This is a genomic window from Paenibacillus sp. ALE3, from assembly GCF_054113405.1.
Genome location: NZ_CM134214.1, coordinates 431,747 through 450,700, shown reverse-complemented (window position 1 = coordinate 450,700; position 18,954 = coordinate 431,747). Strand labels below are relative to the sequence as shown.

Sequence of the window (18,954 nt, the reverse complement as noted above, 5' to 3'; positions counted from 1 at the left end):
CATCAGCCCACCGTTTTTTTGGTATTGCGCTCAGACAACTGTCCTCCGCTAACAGGCTCCTTCGTACTTGAGAAAATCTCTTTCAGTGCTCTTCTATAGCCTTGAATGGCTTTATGGTTTTTTTTGGGTCTTTCCCTCAAAATCTGATACAACGTCGTCCAATATAGTGCTGCATAACCGATCGGCCCAGCCCCCTCGTCACGTAGTAGATGAATATGATTCATCACCCGCATATAAGTAACCTGTTCCATATTGTCGCGCGAGGACGGCGATTCGTGATGAAGCAGCGTAAGCGCCGGATTAATATACAATGGACCGCTTTTCATGGCGATACGGGAAAGTAATAAATCCTCGCCGACGCTATAGCTTTGCAACCAAGGTACCGGCTCCAGACTTAGAATCGCATCACGGCGAAATGACATATTACAACCATGAAAAAACTGGGTCTTAAACGTCTTCTTGGCCTTATGCCAGTTGTACATCGAGCCGGACTGACCGCTGAGGGACAATCTTCCTTTGGACAAGGATTGCTGGAACGAAAGCAAGCAGCGAATCGTACCCATGAAACTGTTACTCATTCCCTTTGCTATGCCGCCAACACCAGCTGCTTGCGGATACGCCTCATAGGTGCGCATTAACTCATTCAAGTAGTTGCTTGGCAGCTCAACATCATCGTCAAGGAACAAAATGATGTCACCTTGGGCAAGCTCCACCGTCTTTACACGTGATAACCATAGTCCGGGTTGCTCCTTACGATGATATCGGTAGGCAATTCCCGCTCTGCCCAACTGACGCTCATAACGTTCCAGCACATGCTTTGGCAGTTTTCCGTCATCAATAATCCACAGCTCGGTTTCACATGCCTCTGGTGCTCCCCCCATGGCAATTGAATTGATGCATCGGGTCAGATCGTCAACCCGATTGCGGGTGCACAGAGCAATGGACAAGCTTAACATCATACTCCCCCTTTATCCTGTCAATGTGTATAAAGCAGATTACTGAACCGCCGGGCCTAAATATTCGTTATATTTTTGCTTACGCGGGTTCAGAATGAACAACACCCCCTGCTTGTATCCATCTGCTGCGTTAAAATTACGGCGCAGCGTTTCTTTGAGCATCAAGTAGGTTAAGGTCCATAAAAGAGCTCCATACTGGATAAATCCCGCCTTTTTCAGGGCAAGAAAATAATAGTGGTTAATTGCTGTCGCCTTGGCTACTTTGCCCGCCTTATCGCGCGAGCTTGGAGATTCATGATGGATGATTTTTAAGTCAGGATTAATCACCAGTTTGCCGTAACGGCTCGCTAACTGGCACATGTACAAGTCGTCAGCCACCGCATAGCTGGTCATCCACGGATACGGCTTCATGTCCCGAAGCGCATCCCTCCGAAATGACATATTGCAGCCATGGAAAAATTCAGTGTCAAAAGTCTCAGTTGCTTCGCTCCAACGCAGCAAAGAACCTGCCAGACTACTGGGTGAGAGCTTGCCAAGGGAAGAAGACATCTGAAAAGTCAAAACGCCAAGCAGCTTTCCTGCCCGGCTTGAATGTAGTCCCTTTGCAATCCCTCCAACACCTACAATCGTTTCATCCTGTTCGTAGGTATCGAGCAAGCGCCGGATATAGAGTTTATCGTCCAGTTCGGCATCATCGTCAAAATACAGCACAATATCATACCGTACGAGAGACAAGGCCTCATAGCGGGATAACCAAACGCCGGGACGACTTTTTTTATAATATTTGAGAACACCTTGAGGCAATCCGGATACCATGTGACGGTACTGTTCAATCTGTTGGTCGGAAATATCGCCGTCATCAACAATCAGCAGTTCTACAGCTGTATGCTCCAATTGCTGCTGTGCAGCAATAGATTGTATACAGCGTGTCAGGTCTTCGATCCGGTTGCGGGTACAAATGATGATGGAGACATCGGACATGCCATTACCTCCTGTGTGTGTATCCAGATGCTTTGGAAGAGATATTCAAAGTTTTTCCAATTGCTGGATTATATATGTTTATTGTATCTTTGACAGCGTTTGAGTGTATATACCTCTTTTGTATACTTTTTCAGTCTCCAAAAGGGTAGACAATCCTCAAAAAAGAGCAAAAAAAATAGGATCGGCTTCTTACGCCAATCCTGATCTACCCTTGAAAATCCAAAAATAATGTCGCATTCACATACCGACGTGCCATCGACAAAAAATAACTATTTTGCACCGATACCGCTGCTACCAGCAAAGTATTACGCACTGCTTCACACTGGTTGGGGGTCAAGTGCTGTAAACGACAAGTATATTGATCTGCAGCCTGTACCAGCAGTTCTTCTGTCGCAGCTTCCTGCCGCTTCTGTCCTGTAGCAGAATTTCCGTTGTCTTTGGCATACCCTGCTCCTGTCACATCAAGCAGTTGGTCTCCGTTCGCATCCAGTTCTTCAAATAACGTTGAATATGCAGCGTACAAATCGACCGGCTGAATCAGATCATCCGTATCATCTTCAGGCTGTTGGAACAGGATATGAAATAGCTGACGGATGGATTCAAAATCAAGACATGATTTTAAATCCTCCACGATAAGCAATATGGCTGCCTGGTTGACTGAGTATTTTTTGCCGATCTTCGGAGCGCCGAGAAACTCCTTAAAATCACGTTTGACCCAATTTTGCATAGAGGCGAGTGAGACATGACTATATTCCACCAGTTGGCCTAGAGAAACAATTTCCTGCAGCGAAAAGGCTGCGCTGTGCTTGCCCTTAATGATTTTATCCAGCACAGGCGTCACTTCGGTATATAGAAATGTCGGCATGGTGCTACCGGAACGGGCAAGATGGCTATGAGTGCGCCTCCAAGCGTCTTGGAGAACAGCCAAAGGCTGCAAATCGCTGCGACCTTCCATGGCCAGCAGCAAATGGGCCATATCACGGCGAGTGAGGGTAAAAGACTCCATCTGCTTTCCTCCCTTTGTTACATTTCAAGTTCATTCGAACTCATCATACGCCCTTAAACTAGGCTTGTAAAGTGAAGCAATGAGCCGTGCGGGTTCTATTATGCCTTATTTTTCGTGTAAATTAGAGGTAGGTGACCTGCTACGATTCCATATGAACCTTGTATATTTTCTTTTAAGTTCTTAAAATAAGTTCAAGTGAACTCAAAATAGAGTTTCTTAAAAAATTGAACGAAAAAGGGATGAGTGAAAATTATATGGGTATAGGTGTCAGTCTATTTTTGTTTGCGATGTTGATTTTATTTAGTGCTTTCTTCGTGGCTACCGAGTTTGCGATTATTAAAATCCGTTCCAGCCGGGTAGATCAGCTGGTCGTGGAGAACCGTAAAAACGCACTGGCGCTACAAAAAGTCGTCAATAATCTGGACGGCTACCTGTCCGCCTGTCAGCTTGGTATTACGATTACAGCGTTAGGACTCGGTTGGCTCGGTGAACCGACTGTAGTCAAACTGCTGGAGCCTCTCTTTCAACAGCTCAACATCAATGGGGAGTTTTCACATATCCTGGCCTTTATTATTTCATTTGTCATTGTAACTTACCTGCACGTGGTGATCGGCGAACTAGCTCCCAAAACATTGGCGATCCGCAAAGCGGAAGCTGTCAGCTTGTTAACCTCTCCAGTCATCGTGTGGTTTAACCGGATTATGTATCCGTTTATCTGGCTCCTTAACGGCTCGGCCAATCGCCTGGTTCGTCTGTTTGGTCTCCAACCGGCTAGTGAGCATGAAGAAGCGCACTCTCAGGAAGAAATTCAGATCATTTTGTCCGAAAGCGTGGAAAGTGGTAAGATCAATAACACCGAATATGGCTACGTGAATCGTATCTTCGCTTTTGACGAGACCGTTGCCAAAGAAATTATGGTGCCACGTACAGATATGGTATGCTTGTTTACGAATCGCTCGCTCAAAGAAAACATGCAGACTATTCACGAAGAACAGTATACCCGTTTTCCGGTAGCGACAGACAGCAAGGATCAGATCATTGGTATGATTAATACCAAGCAGCTATTCCTTGAGTATGATCGCAATCCCGAGCTTGTTTTCGATAGCCTGATTCAACCGATCTTGACCGTTCCGGAAGTTATCCCCGTCAACACGCTGCTGAAACGTATGCAGAAGGAGCAGGTTCATATCGCTCTCCTGGTCGATGAATATGGTGGAACCTCTGGTTTGATTACCATTGAGGACATTTTGGAGGAGATTGTCGGCGAAATCCGGGACGAATTTGATAAGGATGAACGGAAGGAAATCGAGAAACTGACGGAGAACAGTTATTTGATGGATGGTAAAGTGATGCTTTCCGATCTGAGTGATCTGACGGGCTTGGCATTGGACGATGAAGACGTGGATACTGTCGGAGGGTGGGTGTATAGCCGGGTTCCGGAACCGAGACAGGGCAAGGAATTCATAGAAGATGATGTGAAATTTATCATTCGTGAAATGGGTAAAAATCGTATTCGTCGGGTGGAAATTATTTTACACCACAAATCCCCGACCTCGGAAATGGAGTCGGAATCGGACACTTCTTCCCAGGAGTGAACCTTTGTGATCTGAGCGACCAGCATACTGCACTTGGCACTTGCGTTCACTCCTACTGAAATGACATATTTTTAGGGCAAACGACTTAGGTTGTTTGCCCTACATGCGTGTAAGGAGGAGCTAGTAAATTGGATATTTTATCATCTATTATTATGGGAATTATTGAAGGGCTGACAGAGTTTTTGCCGGTCTCTTCGACGGGTCACATGATCCTTACGGCTGATCTTCTAGGGTTGAACACCGAGAATGATACGGTCAAAACATTTGAGGTTATCGTACAATTAGGTGCTGTAATGGCGGTCGTTGTATTATACTGGCGCAGATTCCTCAGCCTGTTTGATTTCAGACGCAAAATCTCATCCCAGCCACGTCTAAACCTGTTACATATTATTTTAGCCATGATCCCTGCGGGATTAATTGGTGTACTGTTCCGTGATGTAATCAAGCAATACTTGTTTGGTCCTGAAACGGTTTTATACAGTTTGGTCATCGGGGGCTTGCTCATGATCGCGGCTGAAAAATTCCATCCGCCTATTAGATCACATACGTTGGATGAGATCACGTACAAACAAGCCTTTACCATCGGTGTGTTCCAAGTCCTAGCTCTGTGGCCAGGCTTCTCTCGTTCAGGCTCAACTATGTCTGGGGGCCTATTCGCACGTGTAAGCCATACGGCAGCCGCAGAATTTACATTCCTCGTATCTGTTCCGGTCATGCTGGGTGCATCGGGGATTGATATGATTAAAAGTATGGATCATCTGTCTATGAGTGATTTCCCGGTGTTCGCAGCCGGCTTTATTACTGCATTTATCGTTGGTATGCTGGCAATCAAAACGTTCCTCGGTCTGCTCAAGCGCTTGAGCTTGACTACGTTTGCCATCTACCGTTTCGTGCTGGCAGCTGTGTTCTTTTTCATTATTTTGTAATCATTGTTTGGTATCCTACAACCAAAAAGGGATATCCAAGTGGCCTTAAGGTCAGCCTTGGATATCCCTTTTGCTATTTCGCTGCTTGGGTAGATCATCCTGATCTAGATCTACCATGCGAACTAATTACTGTTTGGATTCCAGCGTAGTCAGATATTCCGAAACTTGAGCTGGCGTTTTGGCGTATTTGCTGTGCAAATGAGCAATTTTCTCGCCATTACGGAACACGAGCAGGCTCGGAATGCCACGTACTTGATTTTGTTCAGCAATCGGCTGGAACTTCTCGGCATCCAGCGCAAAGAAACGCTTATCCGCGTTCTCCTTCATAATGCCGTCCATAAATTTATCCAGCGTCTTGCAATCTGGACACCAGCTGGTATCAAATTTCACGACGGTTAGACCGTCACCGTTAATTAAATCCTGATATTGCTGCTCAGATTCGATGCGTTCCATTCGTTGGTCCCTCCTAGAGTGAATTGATAATATCTTCACATTCACATATGAATGATAAATCAGGCTTATTCCTATATTGTAATGATTCTTGTATATATTGCAACTGGGATGAGTACATGTTCGAGCGTATACTTCATTTATCCTATTATGGCTCGAGTCAGCGGTATTGCGCGTCATAACGATTGGCTCGGCAGATTTGCTGTAGCGTCTCTCGCTCGTGCTCAGTTAGCGGTGCAATATCTGCTGCAGAAATATTATGCTCCAATTGCCCCAAAGAGCTTGCACCCGGGATCACAGCCGCGACAGCCGGATGAGACAGGCTATAACGGATTGCTGTCTGCTCCATACTACGCTCCGGTCCTGCAAATGCCTTTAATTGCTTGCGCATGTCCAGTAGCTCCGCTTCTTCGTAGTCTAGGTATCCCTTCGCTGCCTTTTCTTCCCCCTTGTCAGCCAATACACCGCTTGCCACGGGTCCACGTGCAATCACGCTAATTCCCCGCTCCTGCAGCAAAGACAATACTTCCTCCTCTGCACGCCGGTCTAGTAAACTATACTGATTCATAACACTAACGATATTCGAGCGTTCCACATATTCACGGATAACATGCGGGCGAATGGAGGAAATACCATAGTAGCGGATGACACCCTCCTGCTGCAGTTGCTCGAAAGCCTCAATGGTTTCATCGATCGGATCGTCAATCGTCCCTCCGTGCAGCTGATACAGGTCGATATAGTCCGTTCCCAGGCGGCGCAGACTCTCTTTCACGGCGGACAGGATATATTTCTTGGACGGGTCCCATCCCCAGCCCTCCTGTCCCGGTATACGCCGATTGCCGACCTTGGTCGCCAGGATAACATCCTGCCGCCGTCCACGGATGGCTGCCCCCACAATTTCTTCATTGCGTCCATGCTGGTACAAATCGGCCGTATCCAACAGATTTACGCCTCTGTCTAATGCTTCATGAATCAAGTAAACGGCTTGCTGCTCCTCCGTACCGATCGACATACATCCCAGGCCAATCTCACCTACCAGCAAATCCGAAGATCCCAGGCGGTTTTTTTTCATGGTTGTCTCCCCCTTACGTTCGTTATTATGTAACATCAGATATTGGATATTTCTTTATTATACGTATTCAAGCGGCCCAAACCAAACTTGAACCGGCTCATTAGTACGGAGGTAAATTCATCCAGTAAAAAAATAAAACGTTTTGGGCTCTTCAATCCATCCTTATCTATAGATGCCCATGAACCGGCCGGACATGGCAGATAAAAAAGGGAGGTCCGCATGGAAGACAAAGAACTTGCAGAGTCCGCCTGCCAAGGGGATGAGGATGCATTTTTCACCTTGATCACCAGACACAACCGACGACTCTACGGCATTGCATACAGCTACCTGCGTAATGAAGCAGATGCACTGGATATGCTTCAAGAAGCCACTTACCGTGCATGGTCCCAATGCAGCAAATTGAGGGATCCCGCGGCGCTGATTCCATGGATCATCCGTATTCTGATGAACTGCTGTATGGAAGAACTCAAGCGACAAAAACGGCGCCGTTCCCAGATTCCTGTTCTTGTCACGGAAGGGGTTTCCGAAATGGTAAGTGACAGCAAGCTGGACATGCAGCAAGCCCTGAGCCGCCTTAAACCCAAATATCGGCAAGCCCTCCTGCTGAGATATTACGATGACATGACCGTACCCGAAATTGCGAAGATACTTGGCAGATCAGAAGGAACCATCAAGACCTGGCTGCATCAAGGGCTGAAGCAGCTGCGGCACAAAATCCATCATGGAGGTGAAATACAGCATGGCTGATCAAGAGGAGTTGTGGTTCAAGCAGCAGGTACAGGAGGCCAAACAAGCTGCCCAACAAGTGTCTGCCGAAGCGATGAATCTGGCTATGCGGCGTGGTATACAGCGGGCCAATAGAGATAAACCCCTTCGGGGCACAGGATTTTGGTCCATACCTGCAGGCAGGCTAAAAATCATAGCCGTTGTTCTGCTCGCCTTGTGTATCGGGGGCGGAATCTGGGGAACCCGGCATTGGCTGACACCGCAAACGGCGACAAAGCCGGTGCAACGACACCATGAAATCCCGACTTATGTAAGTCGTCTTTTCGGTGAGCAGGACAACTTTACACTCGCGCTTCAGCAAGCAGCAGCACATGATATCTATTGGCCAGTAGAACAAAGCTTTATATCCGGAGATTATAAGGTAACCATTGATGGAATGGCTGCGGATAGCCAGCGGATTATTATTTTATATACGGCTGAAAATAAAGGCTCCAAATCCCCCTTGCAGCTGCAAAGCAATGTCAAACCACGGCTGCTTGGTTCGGATGGCAAGCCGTTAGATGGTTCCTTTACTTGGGATACCCGCAGCAAAGCTCGTCCTGATCAGACCGTTGTCTCCAACGTCATGGTCTTTGATTTTGAAGGGCCGGGGCAAATTCCCGACGCTCTGACCTTATCCGCAGTCTGGCAGGCTCAGGCCCGGCAAGGTTCGTCTGTAAAGCCCAAGGCAGAGCAATTCAGCATTCCCTTGACTTTGAAGCGAGGGCCGGATGCTGCACTGCGCGAAGTAAAGGACCTCAACCGGGACGTTGCCATTGAAGACCAGCACATCGAGCTTCGACAGCTCACCAGGACACCGTTAAGAACGGATGTGGAAATCCGTTTTAAACCTACAGGAGGACGAGAGATTGTAAACACGGATCTTTTTATGAATCTGGTTTCCAACAAAGTTAGCCGTTCTACCCGTTTAACCTATGATGACTTGCTGAAATACGATCGCAGGATTACAACCAAGCAAGGACAAACCTATTACTTTACAAGCAGCTTTTTCTCAGAGCATAAAGAGCTTTGGCTTAATATCTGCGAACTAACATTGAAGCCTGATAAAAATACACCGATTACCATTAATACGATAACCAAAACTTTCGTTAAATCTCCTGATGAACGCATTAAACTTGACAAATATATTGATAATCCTACACATCAGCGGCTTCGTCTGTATTTAAGATATCAGTTTACAGAAACCTCAGGCGGTACCTATTTTCGAATGGCGAATTCGTTCACCGACGGCAAGGGACAAAGACACATGCTGGCTGAAGCAGGTACGGGCCTGGATGGATTCGTAATCTCCAACCATGAGCAGTATCCGCAGCCGCTTACTTTTGAAATCATTGATTATGGAGGACATTCTCGAGCATTTCCAGAGCCCCTGGAAATTCAGGTACGTTAAAATCCACCACCTGTGGATTGTATAAAATAAACGCCAAAGTATTGGAGATTTCGTCACTCCTGTCCTTTGGCGTTTATTATTATTTAGAACCAACATAAAAAGCTTTATCCAAGCAACCACGCGACAGCTTTGGGAAATTGTTGCCGGAAGTGGTTTATGTTATGCACTGCTCCCTCATCCTTTACCAGCCGTACCTCATGCTCCGTCAAACCATGGGCAAGCAGGACATCACACACCTGGAGCGTCAGCGGAACCATATCTTTTTGTACATTCGTCTTCCCTTCCCCTTCACAGGTCCCGACAGAGATGTATATCCGGTGTGTCCCAGCCATTACAGTGGCAAATGATGCAGATTGCATATAATCGATCATACCGGGAAACCAATATGAGCCCGAGATCGAACCAATGCGTCCAAATATATGCTTATACTGGAAGGCCGCATACATGGAAATCAGTCCACCCAACGAAGCACCGATCAGCCCTGTATGCTCCAGCCCAGTTTGCACTGGATATTTTGCCTCGACATATGGCATTACTTTTGTAACCACAAACGCCAGATAGGCATCTCCGCCACCGCCAAAAGCAGGTCTTCCCTCTACTAAAGCAGCTGCCTCCCAAGGCGTATAATCATCCAGCCGATTCACAGGCTGAATGCCCACCAGCATTACACGGGGCAGCTCTCCCGTAGAAAAACCTCTTTCCAGCTCATCCAACCCGCTTAGAAATAAAGAGCTGCCATCCTGTACATACAGCACAGGATACAGCTCATTATGATTCACAGATACGGGAGGTGTATAGACGTGCACAAGATACCCATCTAATGAAATTTCATCTACATGACCTTTCATCCTACATAGTCCCCCATGATGTAAATGTATGCATTACAGTGCAGCATCTATTTCCTTGATCATTTCAGATACGGATTCCAGACCATTACCTGATAGGTACCAGTAGTTAGGATCCAGGTATACAATATGACCGTTTTTATATGCATTGGTTTTCTTCACCAGTTCATTCTCAATGGTTTGTTTACCTGTAACCTGTTCCTTGCCTTCCTCGACCACCACAGCCCCACGGTCAACGACAAAAATATAATCAGGATTTTTTTGCTGTACATATTCAAAAGAAATCTTTTGTCCATGCGTCGATACTTTAATGCCAGGATCTACAGGAGTTACGCCAAAAGCATCATGAATGATACCGAAGCGGGATTGTGAGCCGTATGCACTCAGGCTTCCTTCATTTGTCAGTACGATCAATCCTTTAGCCTTGCTTGCTACAGCCTTGTCATGTACAGCCTTAATGGAGCTATCAATCGCAGCCAGTTCTTGTTTGGCAGCTTCCTCTTTGTCGAAGATTTGCCCCAGCGTTTCAACGTTTTTCTTAAAGGAATTGATATAATCCTTGGTGTCTACAGCCATCGAAATCGTGGGTGCAATTTTGCTCAACTCTTTATATGCATCAGCTTGTCTGCCACCAATGATGATCAGTTCAGGAGAGAGATCACTGATTTTCTCGTAATCCGGCTCAAACAGCGTGCCCGCACTTGCATATTTGGAATCTTTATATTTGTTCAAATACGTAGGAAGATCCTGCTGCGCTACCGCCGCAACGTCTACGCCCAGCTTATCGAGCGTATCCAATGAACCAAAATCAAAAACAACGACATTCTTCGGATTGACTTTGACTTGGACCGGGTTTTCATCCAGCGCGTGTTTGACCGATACAGTTTTGGATTCCGTTGTTGCAGTTGAGGAGCCATCGCCAGTCGCTTCCTGTGTTGCCGGAGCCGCTTTGCCACAGGCCGATACGACCAGTACCAGTGCAAGCATCAGTGTTAAAAACATCAAATTTTTCTTCATTTTACATTCCCCCTAAGTGAAGTACACACAAATTTTATGATCACCGATCTGTTGAATCGGAATATCCATATCGTACAAATCTTTTAATACCTGACTATCTATCATCTCGTCAGCCGTTCCTTGCTTTAGCAATCTGCCATTCTTCATCCCGACAATATGGTCCGAATAGCAGGAAGCAAAGTTAATGTCGTGAAGCACCACCAGAATCGTTTTGCCCAGATCATCCACTAAATTGCGTAGCGTCTTCATAATCTGAACCGAATGCTTCATATCCAAATTGTTCAGCGGCTCATCCAGTAGTATGTATTCCGTGTCCTGTGCCAGAATCATCGCAATAAAAGCCCGCTGCCGCTGTCCCCCACTGAGCAAATCAATATGTTTGTCCTTCATATCCTCCAGTCCCATGTAGGCCATAGACTGCTCTACCATTTTGCGATCCTCGCTGTTCAATCTGCCCTTGGAATACGGAAAACGGCCGAAGCTGACCAGCTCCTTCACGGTTAAGCGGATGTTGACATCATTGGTCTGTTTTAAAATGGATATCTTCCGGGCTAGTTCCTCACTTTTGGTCAGACTCACGGCCTGTCCGTCAATGAGGATTTCTCCCTCATCACTATCTGTTAGGCGACTGATCATCGACAACAGGGTGCTTTTCCCAGCGCCGTTAGGTCCAATAAAGGAGGTAATGGTGCCTTTAGGTATAGTGACGGACACCTGCTCCACCACATTTTTATTTCCGTAGCGTTTGGTTACGTTTTTGACTTCTACCATGATTTATTCTCCCGCAGCAAAAGGTACAGGAAGTACACCCCCCCGATAAAGTTAATAATGACGCTGACTGTTGTCGATAAGTCGAATACTCTTTCTGCCAGCAGTTGGCACCCTGCCAAAGCAATGACACTAACACAGATGGAGGCCGGAATAATATAACGGTGCTGATAGGTCTTCATCACCTGATAAGCCACATTGGCCACAATTAATCCGAGAAACGTGATCGGCCCGACAAGTGCCGTGGATATGGAGATGAGAATCGCTACAATAATTAGCAATCTTTTGATGATATAACTGTAAGGGAGGCCTAAATTAATGGCATGCTCCCGTCCGAGCGACAGCACGTCCAAGTACTTAATGAACCTCCACGCATAAGCAAATACAAGTACAAGCACGAATACAGAAAGCCATAACAGTTCGGTGTTTACATTACTAAAGCTGGCAAAGCTCTTGTCCTGAATTTTCGCAAATTCATTTGGATCAATCAGTACCTCCATAAAGGTAGACAGACTGTTAAACAGCGTCCCGAACACCAGACCAATCAGCAGAAGTACATAAATTCCCCGTCCATCCTTGCGGAAAATTAACTTGTATAGCAATCCCGCGAACAACACCATCATCCCCACTGACAGCAAAAAGTTTAATTCTTTGCTGGTCGAAATCAATGGGACGGAACCAAATGCAAAAATAATCGTCGTCTGAATCAGCATATACAGTGAATCCAGCCCGATAATACCCGGAGTCAAAATCTTATTATTCGTAACCGTCTGGAAAATAACGGTCGCAAAAGCAATGGAGCCACCTGTCAGAATGAAAGCTGCGACCTTTTTCAATCGTCGCGGCAACGCGTAATGCCAGGTGTGCGGAAGATCGATAAACACAAAAGCAGCAATCAACACAAGCGCGGCAGCGGCTAATATTCCGATTTTTAATTTAGGATTCATAAGCCCTTCTCCTCAGCAGCAAATACAAGAACAACGCGCTCCCGATCACACCCACCGTAAGCCCTACAGATATTTCATACGGATAAATGATCACCCGTCCCAAAATATCGCAAAACAGCACAAAGACGGCGCCCAAGATCGCGGTATGGGCCAGGCTTTTTTTCAGATTATCCCCCATATACATACTGACGAGATTAGGTACAACCAGCCCCAAAAAGGGAATTGTCCCCACCGTTAAGATGACAACAGAGGAAACCAAAGCCACGATCACTAACCCGACATTGACGGTGCGCTTGTAATGTACACCCAAGTTGGCCGCAAAATCCTCACCCATGCCTGCAATTGTAAAACGATTCGCATATATGTACGCCAGCGCAACCAAAGGAACACTAAGATATAGCATCTCGTAGCGACCACTCATAATGAGAGAAAAATCTCCCTGCATCCACGAAGAAATGCCCTGAATCAGGTTATATTTGTAGGCAAAAAAAGTCGTTACCGAATTTAAAATGCCCCCAAACATCAGACCGACAAGCGGGATAAACACCGGGTCCTTGAAACGGATTTTATCCAGTATCTTCATAAAAATCAGTGTTCCCCCTAGAGCAAATCCGAAAGCCGTCAGCATCTTCGTCCAGAATTCCGCCGCTCCAAACACCATAATAGCCATCAGCACACCCAATCGTGCCGCATCCATCGTCCCTGCGGTGGTGGGCGATACAAACCGATTCCGGGTAAGCTGCTGCATGATCAGCCCGCAGATACTCATACTCGCCCCTGCGATAATGATGCTGATCAAACGTGGAAATCTGCTAATCAGGAGCACCTGCGCTTGATCGTTGGTTAAGTGGAACAAATCAAGTGGAGTTACATCATGAACACCAATAAAAACCGAGGCGAAGGCTAGTACCAGAATAGCCAGTATTAAATAGCGCAATTTCATCTCTAACTAAGGAAGCCTGTCCAATAACTCGTACCAAGCTTCGGCCCTATCCTCCCCTCCAATAATGATAATCATTATCAAAATCAACTAGCATAAATTATAGCAGTGATATTGTATCTGTCAAATTCTTCGAATTGTTTTAAGCATGACAACACAGCCGTGCGATAACCAGTGAGCAAATACGAGCAAAATCCAGTAAACTAGAAAGAGAGCCCGTGAGTCCAGCTATATTTAGTTGTGAAAGCATATAGGAGGAAAAAGATGAACCGCATATTAATCGTAGAAGATGATTTAGCTTTGAGTAATGGCATTACTCTCGCTCTTAAAGGACCTAACAACGAATTTGTGCAAACACATGACCTAAGTACTTCAAAAGAACAATTGGCAAGCGCTGCTTTTGACCTAGTGATTCTTGATCTAAATTTGCCAGATGGAAACGGACTAGATTTTTTAACCGATATTCGTAAAACAACAACTTTACCGGTCATTATTTTAACTGCACATGATATGGAAACAGATATTGTAACTGGTTTGGAATTGGGCGCCGATGACTATATCACTAAGCCCTTCAGTCTGATGGTATTAAGGGCACGAGTAGACGTCCAGTTAAAAAAGAACAAGCGTATTCTTGCAGAAACCATTCAGATAGATGCTTTTTCTTTTTCATTTGATAAGATGGCGTTTGCTAAAAAGGGTACACCTGTGGAGCTAAGCAAAACGGAGCAGAAATTGCTTCGCCTCTTAATTGATCATCGTGGGAAGATCCTTACCCGTGATCATTTGGTAGACAGCATCTGGACAGATGGCGCTGAGTATGTGGGCGAAAATGCCTTGTCAGTCACCATAAAAAGGCTACGTGACAAGCTGGAGGACCTTCCTTCCTCTCCTCAGTACATTAAGACTGTGTACGGTATCGGATACACTTGGGCGGTGAAATGAATGACGACCCTGAATTATGCGTGTTTTGGAATTGCTATCACTGCTCTTTTCATAGCCGGGGTTACCATTCTTCTCTATCGTAAGAACGTACATAAAACAATGAAGACTATGGATCATATGATTGAAACTGCAATTAGTGGCGAGTTTTCAGAGCGTGTTTTTGACGAATCCGTCTTATCAGCAGTAGAGGCCAAGCTTGCGCAATTTCTTTCCATTTGCTCCGTTTCCTCGAAAAATTTGTTGGCAGAAAAAAATAAAATAAACGAGCTCATTTCTGATATCTCTCATCAAACGAAAACACCTATTGCTAACATCCTCCTCTACTCACAACTGCTCAGTGAATATGATTTGCCACCGGAAGGTTCCACTTGTGTAAAGGCTTTATCCACACAAGCCGAAAAGCTTCATTTCCTGATCCATTCCTTAGTAAAAACATCACGGCTTGAAACAGGGATTATTAAATTGTCGTCAAGGCAGGAGTCAGTTCAGAAGCTACTAACTACTGCACTGGAACAAATTATGCCGAAGGCAAACGCTAAAGGAATTTCGATTACAATGGAGAGTAAAGAAATTCAGGCTTCTTTTGATTTAAAATGGACGGTTGAGGCAATCTATAATATTTTGGACAACGCCGTCAAATATACAGAAATTAGCGGGAATATATTCATTAAAGTGAGTGCTTATGATTTATTCTGCCGAATTGATATTACTGATAATGGCATTGGAATTGCAGAGGAAGAACACAGTAAGATTTTCAAGCGTTTCTATCGGTCACAAACTGTAAACTCGCAAGAAGGTGTCGGGATTGGACTATTTTTAGCAAGAAAAATTGTTTTGGCTGGGGGCGGATACATCAAACTATGGTCACGCCGAGGCCGTGGTTCCACCTTCTCGATTTTTCTCCCCATAGACAAGTAATTCTTACGACACTGTTAGATTTCAGAAAGATTGTAGAAAGATTGATATGGTAAAGTCTGTATTGCGAAGTATTGGTGATACAGACTATTTATCATGGAGGAGAAATGAATGACTCTGTTAAAAACTCAGGAGTTGAAGAAGTATTATGGTAACGGGGATACCGCTGTTCATGCCCTAGATGGAGTGAATCTGGAGGTGGAAAGCGGGGAATTTGTGGCCATTGTCGGTACGTCCGGGAGCGGCAAATCTACCCTTCTCCATATGCTGGGTGGACTTGATCGTCCAACAAGTGGAAACGTTACGATTGACGGTAAAGATATTTTCACATTAAAAGATGAAGAATTGACTATATTTCGCAGACGAAAAATTGGCTTCGTGTTTCAAAATTACAACCTGGTACCTGTTTTAAATGTCTACGAAAATATTGTGCTTCCGATTGAACTGGATGGTAAAGAAACGGACAAAACCCACATAGATAAAATTGTACATACCTTGGGTCTGGACCAAAAGTTGAATAACCTGCCCAACAATCTATCGGGGGGCCAGCAGCAGCGCGTAGCTATCGCCAGAGCATTGGCAGCAAAACCTGCAATTGTTTTAGCAGACGAACCCACCGGGAACCTGGACAGTAAAACCAGTCTGGATGTGATGGGATTGATCAAAGTATCCAGCCAGCAGTTCCGCCAAACGATAGTGATGATCACGCACAACGAGGAAATTGCGCAAATGGCAGACCGGATCATTCGAATTGAGGACGGTAAAATGGTCGGCGGTGAAGGCAAATGATCAAGGTAAAGAACAAAAAAGTAATCCGCAAGCTGGCAGATAAAAGTTTTAAAGTAAACAAAGCCCGTAACCTCTTTGCTATTGTTGCCATAGCACTAACCTCATTGCTATTTACAACACTGTTCACTATGGGGATTGGCGCTGGGGAAAACTTACAACGGGCGACCATGCGACAGGTCGGTGGAGATGGACATGCCGTACTTAAATATATAACGGATGACGAATTTAATCATGTCAAGGATCATCCGTTGATCAAGGAAATAGCTTATAACCGTATACTAAGCGACGGAGTTATGAACGATAAATTTCTAAAACGCCACACAGAGTTCTGGTATTACGATGATGTAGGGATGAAGCTTGGTTTTATTGAGCTTAAAGAGGGGCACAAGCCTGCGGCGGAAAATGAAGTGATCGCAGACTCCAAGACGTTGCAGCTATTGGGTGTTCCACTGGAGGTTGGAGCACCTTTGAGGCTAAAGCTTGATATACGAGGTAAAGAAGTACAGCGTGATTTTATCCTCTCCGGCTGGTGGAAAAGCGATCCTGTGTTTAACACAGGACAAATATTCGCCTCCAGATCCTATGTCGATGCTCATGCCAAGGAATTACAAAGCACCTATAAAAAAGATCATTTCTATACAGGAACCATTAGTGCATATATGATGTTCGACAACAGCCTTGATTTGCGGGGAAAGCTCAGTAAAGTGATTACCGAAAGCGGATATTCGCTTGACGAAGATGCGCCGAACTATATCGCGAATAATGTAAATTGGTCATACATCTCAACCAATTTTAGTATGGATGCGGGAACAATCATGGCACTTACTTCCGCCCTGATACTGATCGTGTTTACCGGCTATTTGATCATCTATAACATTTTTCAAATATCGGTGATGCGAGATATTCGTTTTTATGGTCTTTTAAAGACAATCGGCACAAGCGGCAAGCAGATCCGCCGGATCATTCGCAGACAGGCGTTAGTTCTTTCAGGGATAGGAATCCCGTTTGGGTTAATAACAGGTTTTTTTGTCGGTAAAGCACTTATACCACTTCTTATAAACCACACTACTTTTGCTGGTACCGAGGTATCGGTATCTCCCAACCCATGGATTTTTATAGGATCAGCTTTGTTCGCGCTCATTACCGTAATGATCAGCACTTTCAAGCCAGGCAGAATTGCGGCAGCTGTTTCTCCAGTTGAGGCAGTAAGATACACAGACGGAAATACCAAGGGCGGCCGTAAGCTGAAAAAATCCACTGAAGGCGCTAAAATGATCCACATGGCTCGCTCCAACTTGGGGCGCAATACAAAGCGTACCGTGTTGGTAGTCATCAGTCTTTCGTTAAGCCTTGTACTTCTTAACACGGCGTTCACCCTGTCTCAGAGCATTGATATGGATAAGTTTGTATCCAAATTCAATGACACTGACTTTCTCATTGCTCATGCTGAATATTTTCAACGTCCCTATTTTAGCGGCCCTAAAAATGAGACCTCCGAGAGTTTTATTCAGGCTGTACAGACACAGCCCGGCTTTGAAGAGGGCGGTCGCTTGTATGGCGGCAGATTAGTGCTTACTGTCGAGAATGGAAAATACACCAATGAGGACGATGAGACTGATTCTCGCGGCAACTTCATTGCAGCAGTATATGGGCTGGAAGATTTACCACTGCACCGGTTGCGATTACTAGACGGTGAGCTTGATTTTGAAAAGCTGGCTACCGGTAAGTATATATTGGAAGGGGTAGATTTAGATGACAATGACATCCCCTATATGGAAGAAGCTCTGTATAAGGTGGGTGAAAAGGTCACGCTTCACAGTTATATGGGAGTAGCAGAAGCTCCGCTGGATAAAGAATATACTACGCATACATTCACAGTGCTTGGTCATGTTGCAATTAAATATAGTACCAATTCTGATCGCCGTTCAAGTACGTATAACTTCTATCTTCCGGCGAATATTTACAAGCCGCTTGCGGAGCAGCCTGCTGTGATGAGCTACGCCTTTAATGTGTCCCCTGATCATGAAGAGGCCATGGAGAGCTTTTTAAAAAGTTACACCGAAACTACAGAGCCGGTAATGAACTACACATCCAAATTCACTTCAATGAATGAGTTTTCCGGTATGCAAAACACCATCATGATGATCGGTGGCACGCTCAGTCTGATTATCGGCCTAATTGGTATCCTCAACTTTGTAAACGCAATTCTGACGAGTATATTGACACGGCGTCAGGAGTTTGCCATGCTGCAAAGTATCGGCATGACCAAAAAGCAATTGCGGGGTATGCTGATCTATGAAGGGCTATATTATGTTCTCGGCACCGCCCTATTCTCCATTTTATTAGGGATCATATCATCTATTTCAATTGTGAAACCCCTAAGCAGTATGATGTGGTTTTTGAGTTATCACTTTATAATTTGGCCACTTCTAGCCTCATTGCCTTTACTGTTATTGCTTGGGATACTTATTCCAGTAGCAGTCTATTCTATGAACAACAAACGAAGTATTGTAGAGCGACTTCGAGAATCAGAGTAGATACACCTAACAATAAGAAAGCAAAATACCCATGAGCGTCAAAAAGATGACTCCTGATCACATTCAGAGTCATCTTTTTATGCTTAGAAAGG

At 45.2% G+C, this 18,954-nt stretch carries 18 protein-coding genes; 8 read left to right on the top strand and 10 right to left on the bottom strand.

Annotated features, from left to right (window positions below; genetic code table 11):
- Nucleotides 1-2 precede the first annotated feature (2 nt).
- The 3 genes from ACXHJ2_RS01945 to ACXHJ2_RS01935 all read right to left on the bottom strand — a co-directional run bounded on the left by ACXHJ2_RS01945 (nucleotide 3) and on the right by ACXHJ2_RS01935 (nucleotide 2,943).
- The gene (locus tag ACXHJ2_RS01945) at nucleotides 3-956 is read right to left on the bottom strand and encodes a glycosyltransferase family 2 protein (protein ID WP_165082664.1); all 954 of its coding nucleotides are present in this window, start codon (nucleotides 954-956) and stop codon (nucleotides 3-5) included.
- A gap of 39 nt (nucleotides 957-995) precedes the next feature.
- Nucleotides 996-1,937, bottom strand: a complete 942-nt coding sequence (locus tag ACXHJ2_RS01940) for a glycosyltransferase family 2 protein (RefSeq protein ID WP_016820344.1) — start codon at nucleotides 1,935-1,937, stop codon at nucleotides 996-998.
- A 205-nt stretch (nucleotides 1,938-2,142) separates the two neighbouring features.
- Entirely contained in the window at nucleotides 2,143-2,943 is an 801-nt protein-coding gene (locus ACXHJ2_RS01935) for a DUF1836 domain-containing protein (protein WP_058711501.1), read from the bottom strand.
- A gap of 254 nt (nucleotides 2,944-3,197) precedes the next feature.
- Between ACXHJ2_RS01935 and ACXHJ2_RS01930 the strand changes: the two genes are divergently transcribed.
- Both ACXHJ2_RS01930 and bacA read left to right on the top strand, forming a co-directional pair.
- Complete coding sequence (locus ACXHJ2_RS01930) at nucleotides 3,198-4,538, top strand: hemolysin family protein (protein WP_185156529.1); 1,341 nt, start codon at nucleotides 3,198-3,200, stop codon at nucleotides 4,536-4,538.
- Between the two features lie 128 nt (nucleotides 4,539-4,666).
- Nucleotides 4,667-5,464: an undecaprenyl-diphosphate phosphatase gene (gene bacA / locus ACXHJ2_RS01925; RefSeq protein WP_013373128.1), complete on the top strand. Its 798-nt coding sequence runs from the start codon at nucleotides 4,667-4,669 to the stop codon at nucleotides 5,462-5,464.
- A gap of 126 nt (nucleotides 5,465-5,590) precedes the next feature.
- On the opposite strand, the gene ACXHJ2_RS01920 is transcribed toward bacA, so the two are convergent.
- Nucleotides 5,591-5,917, bottom strand: coding sequence for a thioredoxin family protein (locus ACXHJ2_RS01920; protein WP_013373129.1), 327 nt, complete (start codon nucleotides 5,915-5,917; stop codon nucleotides 5,591-5,593).
- Nucleotides 5,918-6,074: 157 nt separating this feature from the next.
- Nucleotides 6,075-6,986 carry an aldo/keto reductase gene (locus ACXHJ2_RS01915; RefSeq protein ID WP_165082574.1) on the bottom strand — a complete coding sequence of 304 codons (912 nt, stop codon included), beginning with the start codon at nucleotides 6,984-6,986 and terminating at the stop codon, nucleotides 6,075-6,077.
- 219 nt (nucleotides 6,987-7,205) lie between these two features.
- Here ACXHJ2_RS01915 and ACXHJ2_RS01910 point away from each other — a divergent pair, with 219 nt between their 5' ends.
- Both ACXHJ2_RS01910 and ACXHJ2_RS01905 read left to right on the top strand, forming a co-directional pair.
- Nucleotides 7,206-7,733 carry an RNA polymerase sigma factor gene (locus tag ACXHJ2_RS01910; protein ID WP_165082575.1) on the top strand — a complete coding sequence of 176 codons (528 nt, stop codon included), beginning with the start codon at nucleotides 7,206-7,208 and terminating at the stop codon, nucleotides 7,731-7,733.
- Complete coding sequence (locus ACXHJ2_RS01905) at nucleotides 7,726-9,162, top strand: DUF4179 domain-containing protein (protein ID WP_165082576.1); 1,437 nt, start codon at nucleotides 7,726-7,728, stop codon at nucleotides 9,160-9,162. Before ACXHJ2_RS01910 ends, ACXHJ2_RS01905 begins: the two co-directional genes overlap by 8 nt.
- 104 nt (nucleotides 9,163-9,266) lie before the next feature.
- On the opposite strand, the gene ACXHJ2_RS01900 is transcribed toward ACXHJ2_RS01905, so the two are convergent.
- From ACXHJ2_RS01900 to ACXHJ2_RS01880, 5 genes are read right to left on the bottom strand one after another with little or no spacing between them, the layout of a single operon-like run.
- Nucleotides 9,267-10,010 (bottom strand): alpha/beta hydrolase, encoded by a 744-nt coding sequence (locus tag ACXHJ2_RS01900; protein ID WP_165082577.1) that lies wholly within the window; start codon nucleotides 10,008-10,010, stop codon nucleotides 9,267-9,269.
- Between the two features lie 33 nt (nucleotides 10,011-10,043).
- Complete coding sequence (locus tag ACXHJ2_RS01895; protein ID WP_165082578.1) at nucleotides 10,044-11,024, bottom strand: siderophore ABC transporter substrate-binding protein; 981 nt, start codon at nucleotides 11,022-11,024, stop codon at nucleotides 10,044-10,046.
- A 12-nt stretch (nucleotides 11,025-11,036) separates the two neighbouring features.
- Nucleotides 11,037-11,795 (bottom strand): iron ABC transporter ATP-binding protein, encoded by a 759-nt coding sequence (locus ACXHJ2_RS01890; RefSeq protein ID WP_013373133.1) that lies wholly within the window; start codon nucleotides 11,793-11,795, stop codon nucleotides 11,037-11,039.
- The gene (locus ACXHJ2_RS01885; protein WP_017425553.1) at nucleotides 11,789-12,739 is read right to left on the bottom strand and encodes an iron chelate uptake ABC transporter family permease subunit; all 951 of its coding nucleotides are present in this window, start codon (nucleotides 12,737-12,739) and stop codon (nucleotides 11,789-11,791) included. Before ACXHJ2_RS01885 ends, ACXHJ2_RS01890 begins: the two co-directional genes overlap by 7 nt.
- Entirely contained in the window at nucleotides 12,729-13,682 is a 954-nt protein-coding gene (locus ACXHJ2_RS01880; RefSeq protein WP_165082579.1) for an ABC transporter permease, read from the bottom strand. Before ACXHJ2_RS01880 ends, ACXHJ2_RS01885 begins: the two co-directional genes overlap by 11 nt.
- Before the next feature lie 261 nt (nucleotides 13,683-13,943).
- On the opposite strand from ACXHJ2_RS01880, the gene ACXHJ2_RS01875 reads away from it, so the two are divergent.
- The 4 genes from ACXHJ2_RS01875 (at nucleotide 13,944) to ACXHJ2_RS01860 (ending at nucleotide 18,862) form a co-directional block, all read left to right on the top strand.
- Nucleotides 13,944-14,621, top strand: a complete 678-nt coding sequence (locus ACXHJ2_RS01875; RefSeq protein ID WP_165082580.1) for a response regulator transcription factor — start codon at nucleotides 13,944-13,946, stop codon at nucleotides 14,619-14,621.
- Complete coding sequence (locus ACXHJ2_RS01870; RefSeq protein WP_165082582.1) at nucleotides 14,622-15,539, top strand: sensor histidine kinase; 918 nt, start codon at nucleotides 14,622-14,624, stop codon at nucleotides 15,537-15,539.
- A 108-nt stretch (nucleotides 15,540-15,647) separates the two neighbouring features.
- Complete coding sequence (locus ACXHJ2_RS01865) at nucleotides 15,648-16,325, top strand: ABC transporter ATP-binding protein (RefSeq protein ID WP_165082584.1); 678 nt, start codon at nucleotides 15,648-15,650, stop codon at nucleotides 16,323-16,325.
- Nucleotides 16,322-18,862: an ABC transporter permease gene (locus ACXHJ2_RS01860; RefSeq protein ID WP_165082586.1), complete on the top strand. Its 2,541-nt coding sequence runs from the start codon at nucleotides 16,322-16,324 to the stop codon at nucleotides 18,860-18,862. The genes ACXHJ2_RS01865 and ACXHJ2_RS01860 overlap by 4 nt, the downstream gene beginning before the upstream one ends.
- Nucleotides 18,863-18,954: the final 92 nt, after the last annotated feature.

Coding starts and splice junctions, on each gene's coding strand:
- ACXHJ2_RS01945 (WP_165082664.1), bottom strand. CDS start 956: ATGTTAAGCTTGTCCATTGCTCTGTGCACCCGCAATCGGGTTGACGAT.
- ACXHJ2_RS01940 (WP_016820344.1), bottom strand. CDS start 1,937: ATGTCCGATGTCTCCATCATCATTTGTACCCGCAACCGGATCGAAGAC.
- ACXHJ2_RS01935 (WP_058711501.1), bottom strand. CDS start 2,943: ATGGAGTCTTTTACCCTCACTCGCCGTGATATGGCCCATTTGCTGCTG.
- ACXHJ2_RS01930 (WP_185156529.1), top strand. CDS start 3,198: ATGGGTATAGGTGTCAGTCTATTTTTGTTTGCGATGTTGATTTTATTT.
- ACXHJ2_RS01920 (WP_013373129.1), bottom strand. CDS start 5,917: ATGGAACGCATCGAATCTGAGCAGCAATATCAGGATTTAATTAACGGT.
- ACXHJ2_RS01915 (WP_165082574.1), bottom strand. CDS start 6,986: ATGAAAAAAAACCGCCTGGGATCTTCGGATTTGCTGGTAGGTGAGATT.
- ACXHJ2_RS01910 (WP_165082575.1), top strand. CDS start 7,206: ATGGAAGACAAAGAACTTGCAGAGTCCGCCTGCCAAGGGGATGAGGAT.
- ACXHJ2_RS01905 (WP_165082576.1), top strand. CDS start 7,726: ATGGCTGATCAAGAGGAGTTGTGGTTCAAGCAGCAGGTACAGGAGGCC.
- ACXHJ2_RS01900 (WP_165082577.1), bottom strand. CDS start 10,010: ATGAAAGGTCATGTAGATGAAATTTCATTAGATGGGTATCTTGTGCAC.
- ACXHJ2_RS01895 (WP_165082578.1), bottom strand. CDS start 11,024: ATGAAGAAAAATTTGATGTTTTTAACACTGATGCTTGCACTGGTACTG.
- ACXHJ2_RS01890 (WP_013373133.1), bottom strand. CDS start 11,795: ATGGTAGAAGTCAAAAACGTAACCAAACGCTACGGAAATAAAAATGTG.
- ACXHJ2_RS01885 (WP_017425553.1), bottom strand. CDS start 12,739: ATGAATCCTAAATTAAAAATCGGAATATTAGCCGCTGCCGCGCTTGTG.
- ACXHJ2_RS01880 (WP_165082579.1), bottom strand. CDS start 13,682: ATGAAATTGCGCTATTTAATACTGGCTATTCTGGTACTAGCCTTCGCC.
- ACXHJ2_RS01875 (WP_165082580.1), top strand. CDS start 13,944: ATGAACCGCATATTAATCGTAGAAGATGATTTAGCTTTGAGTAATGGC.
- ACXHJ2_RS01870 (WP_165082582.1), top strand. CDS start 14,622: ATGACGACCCTGAATTATGCGTGTTTTGGAATTGCTATCACTGCTCTT.
- ACXHJ2_RS01865 (WP_165082584.1), top strand. CDS start 15,648: ATGACTCTGTTAAAAACTCAGGAGTTGAAGAAGTATTATGGTAACGGG.
- ACXHJ2_RS01860 (WP_165082586.1), top strand. CDS start 16,322: ATGATCAAGGTAAAGAACAAAAAAGTAATCCGCAAGCTGGCAGATAAA.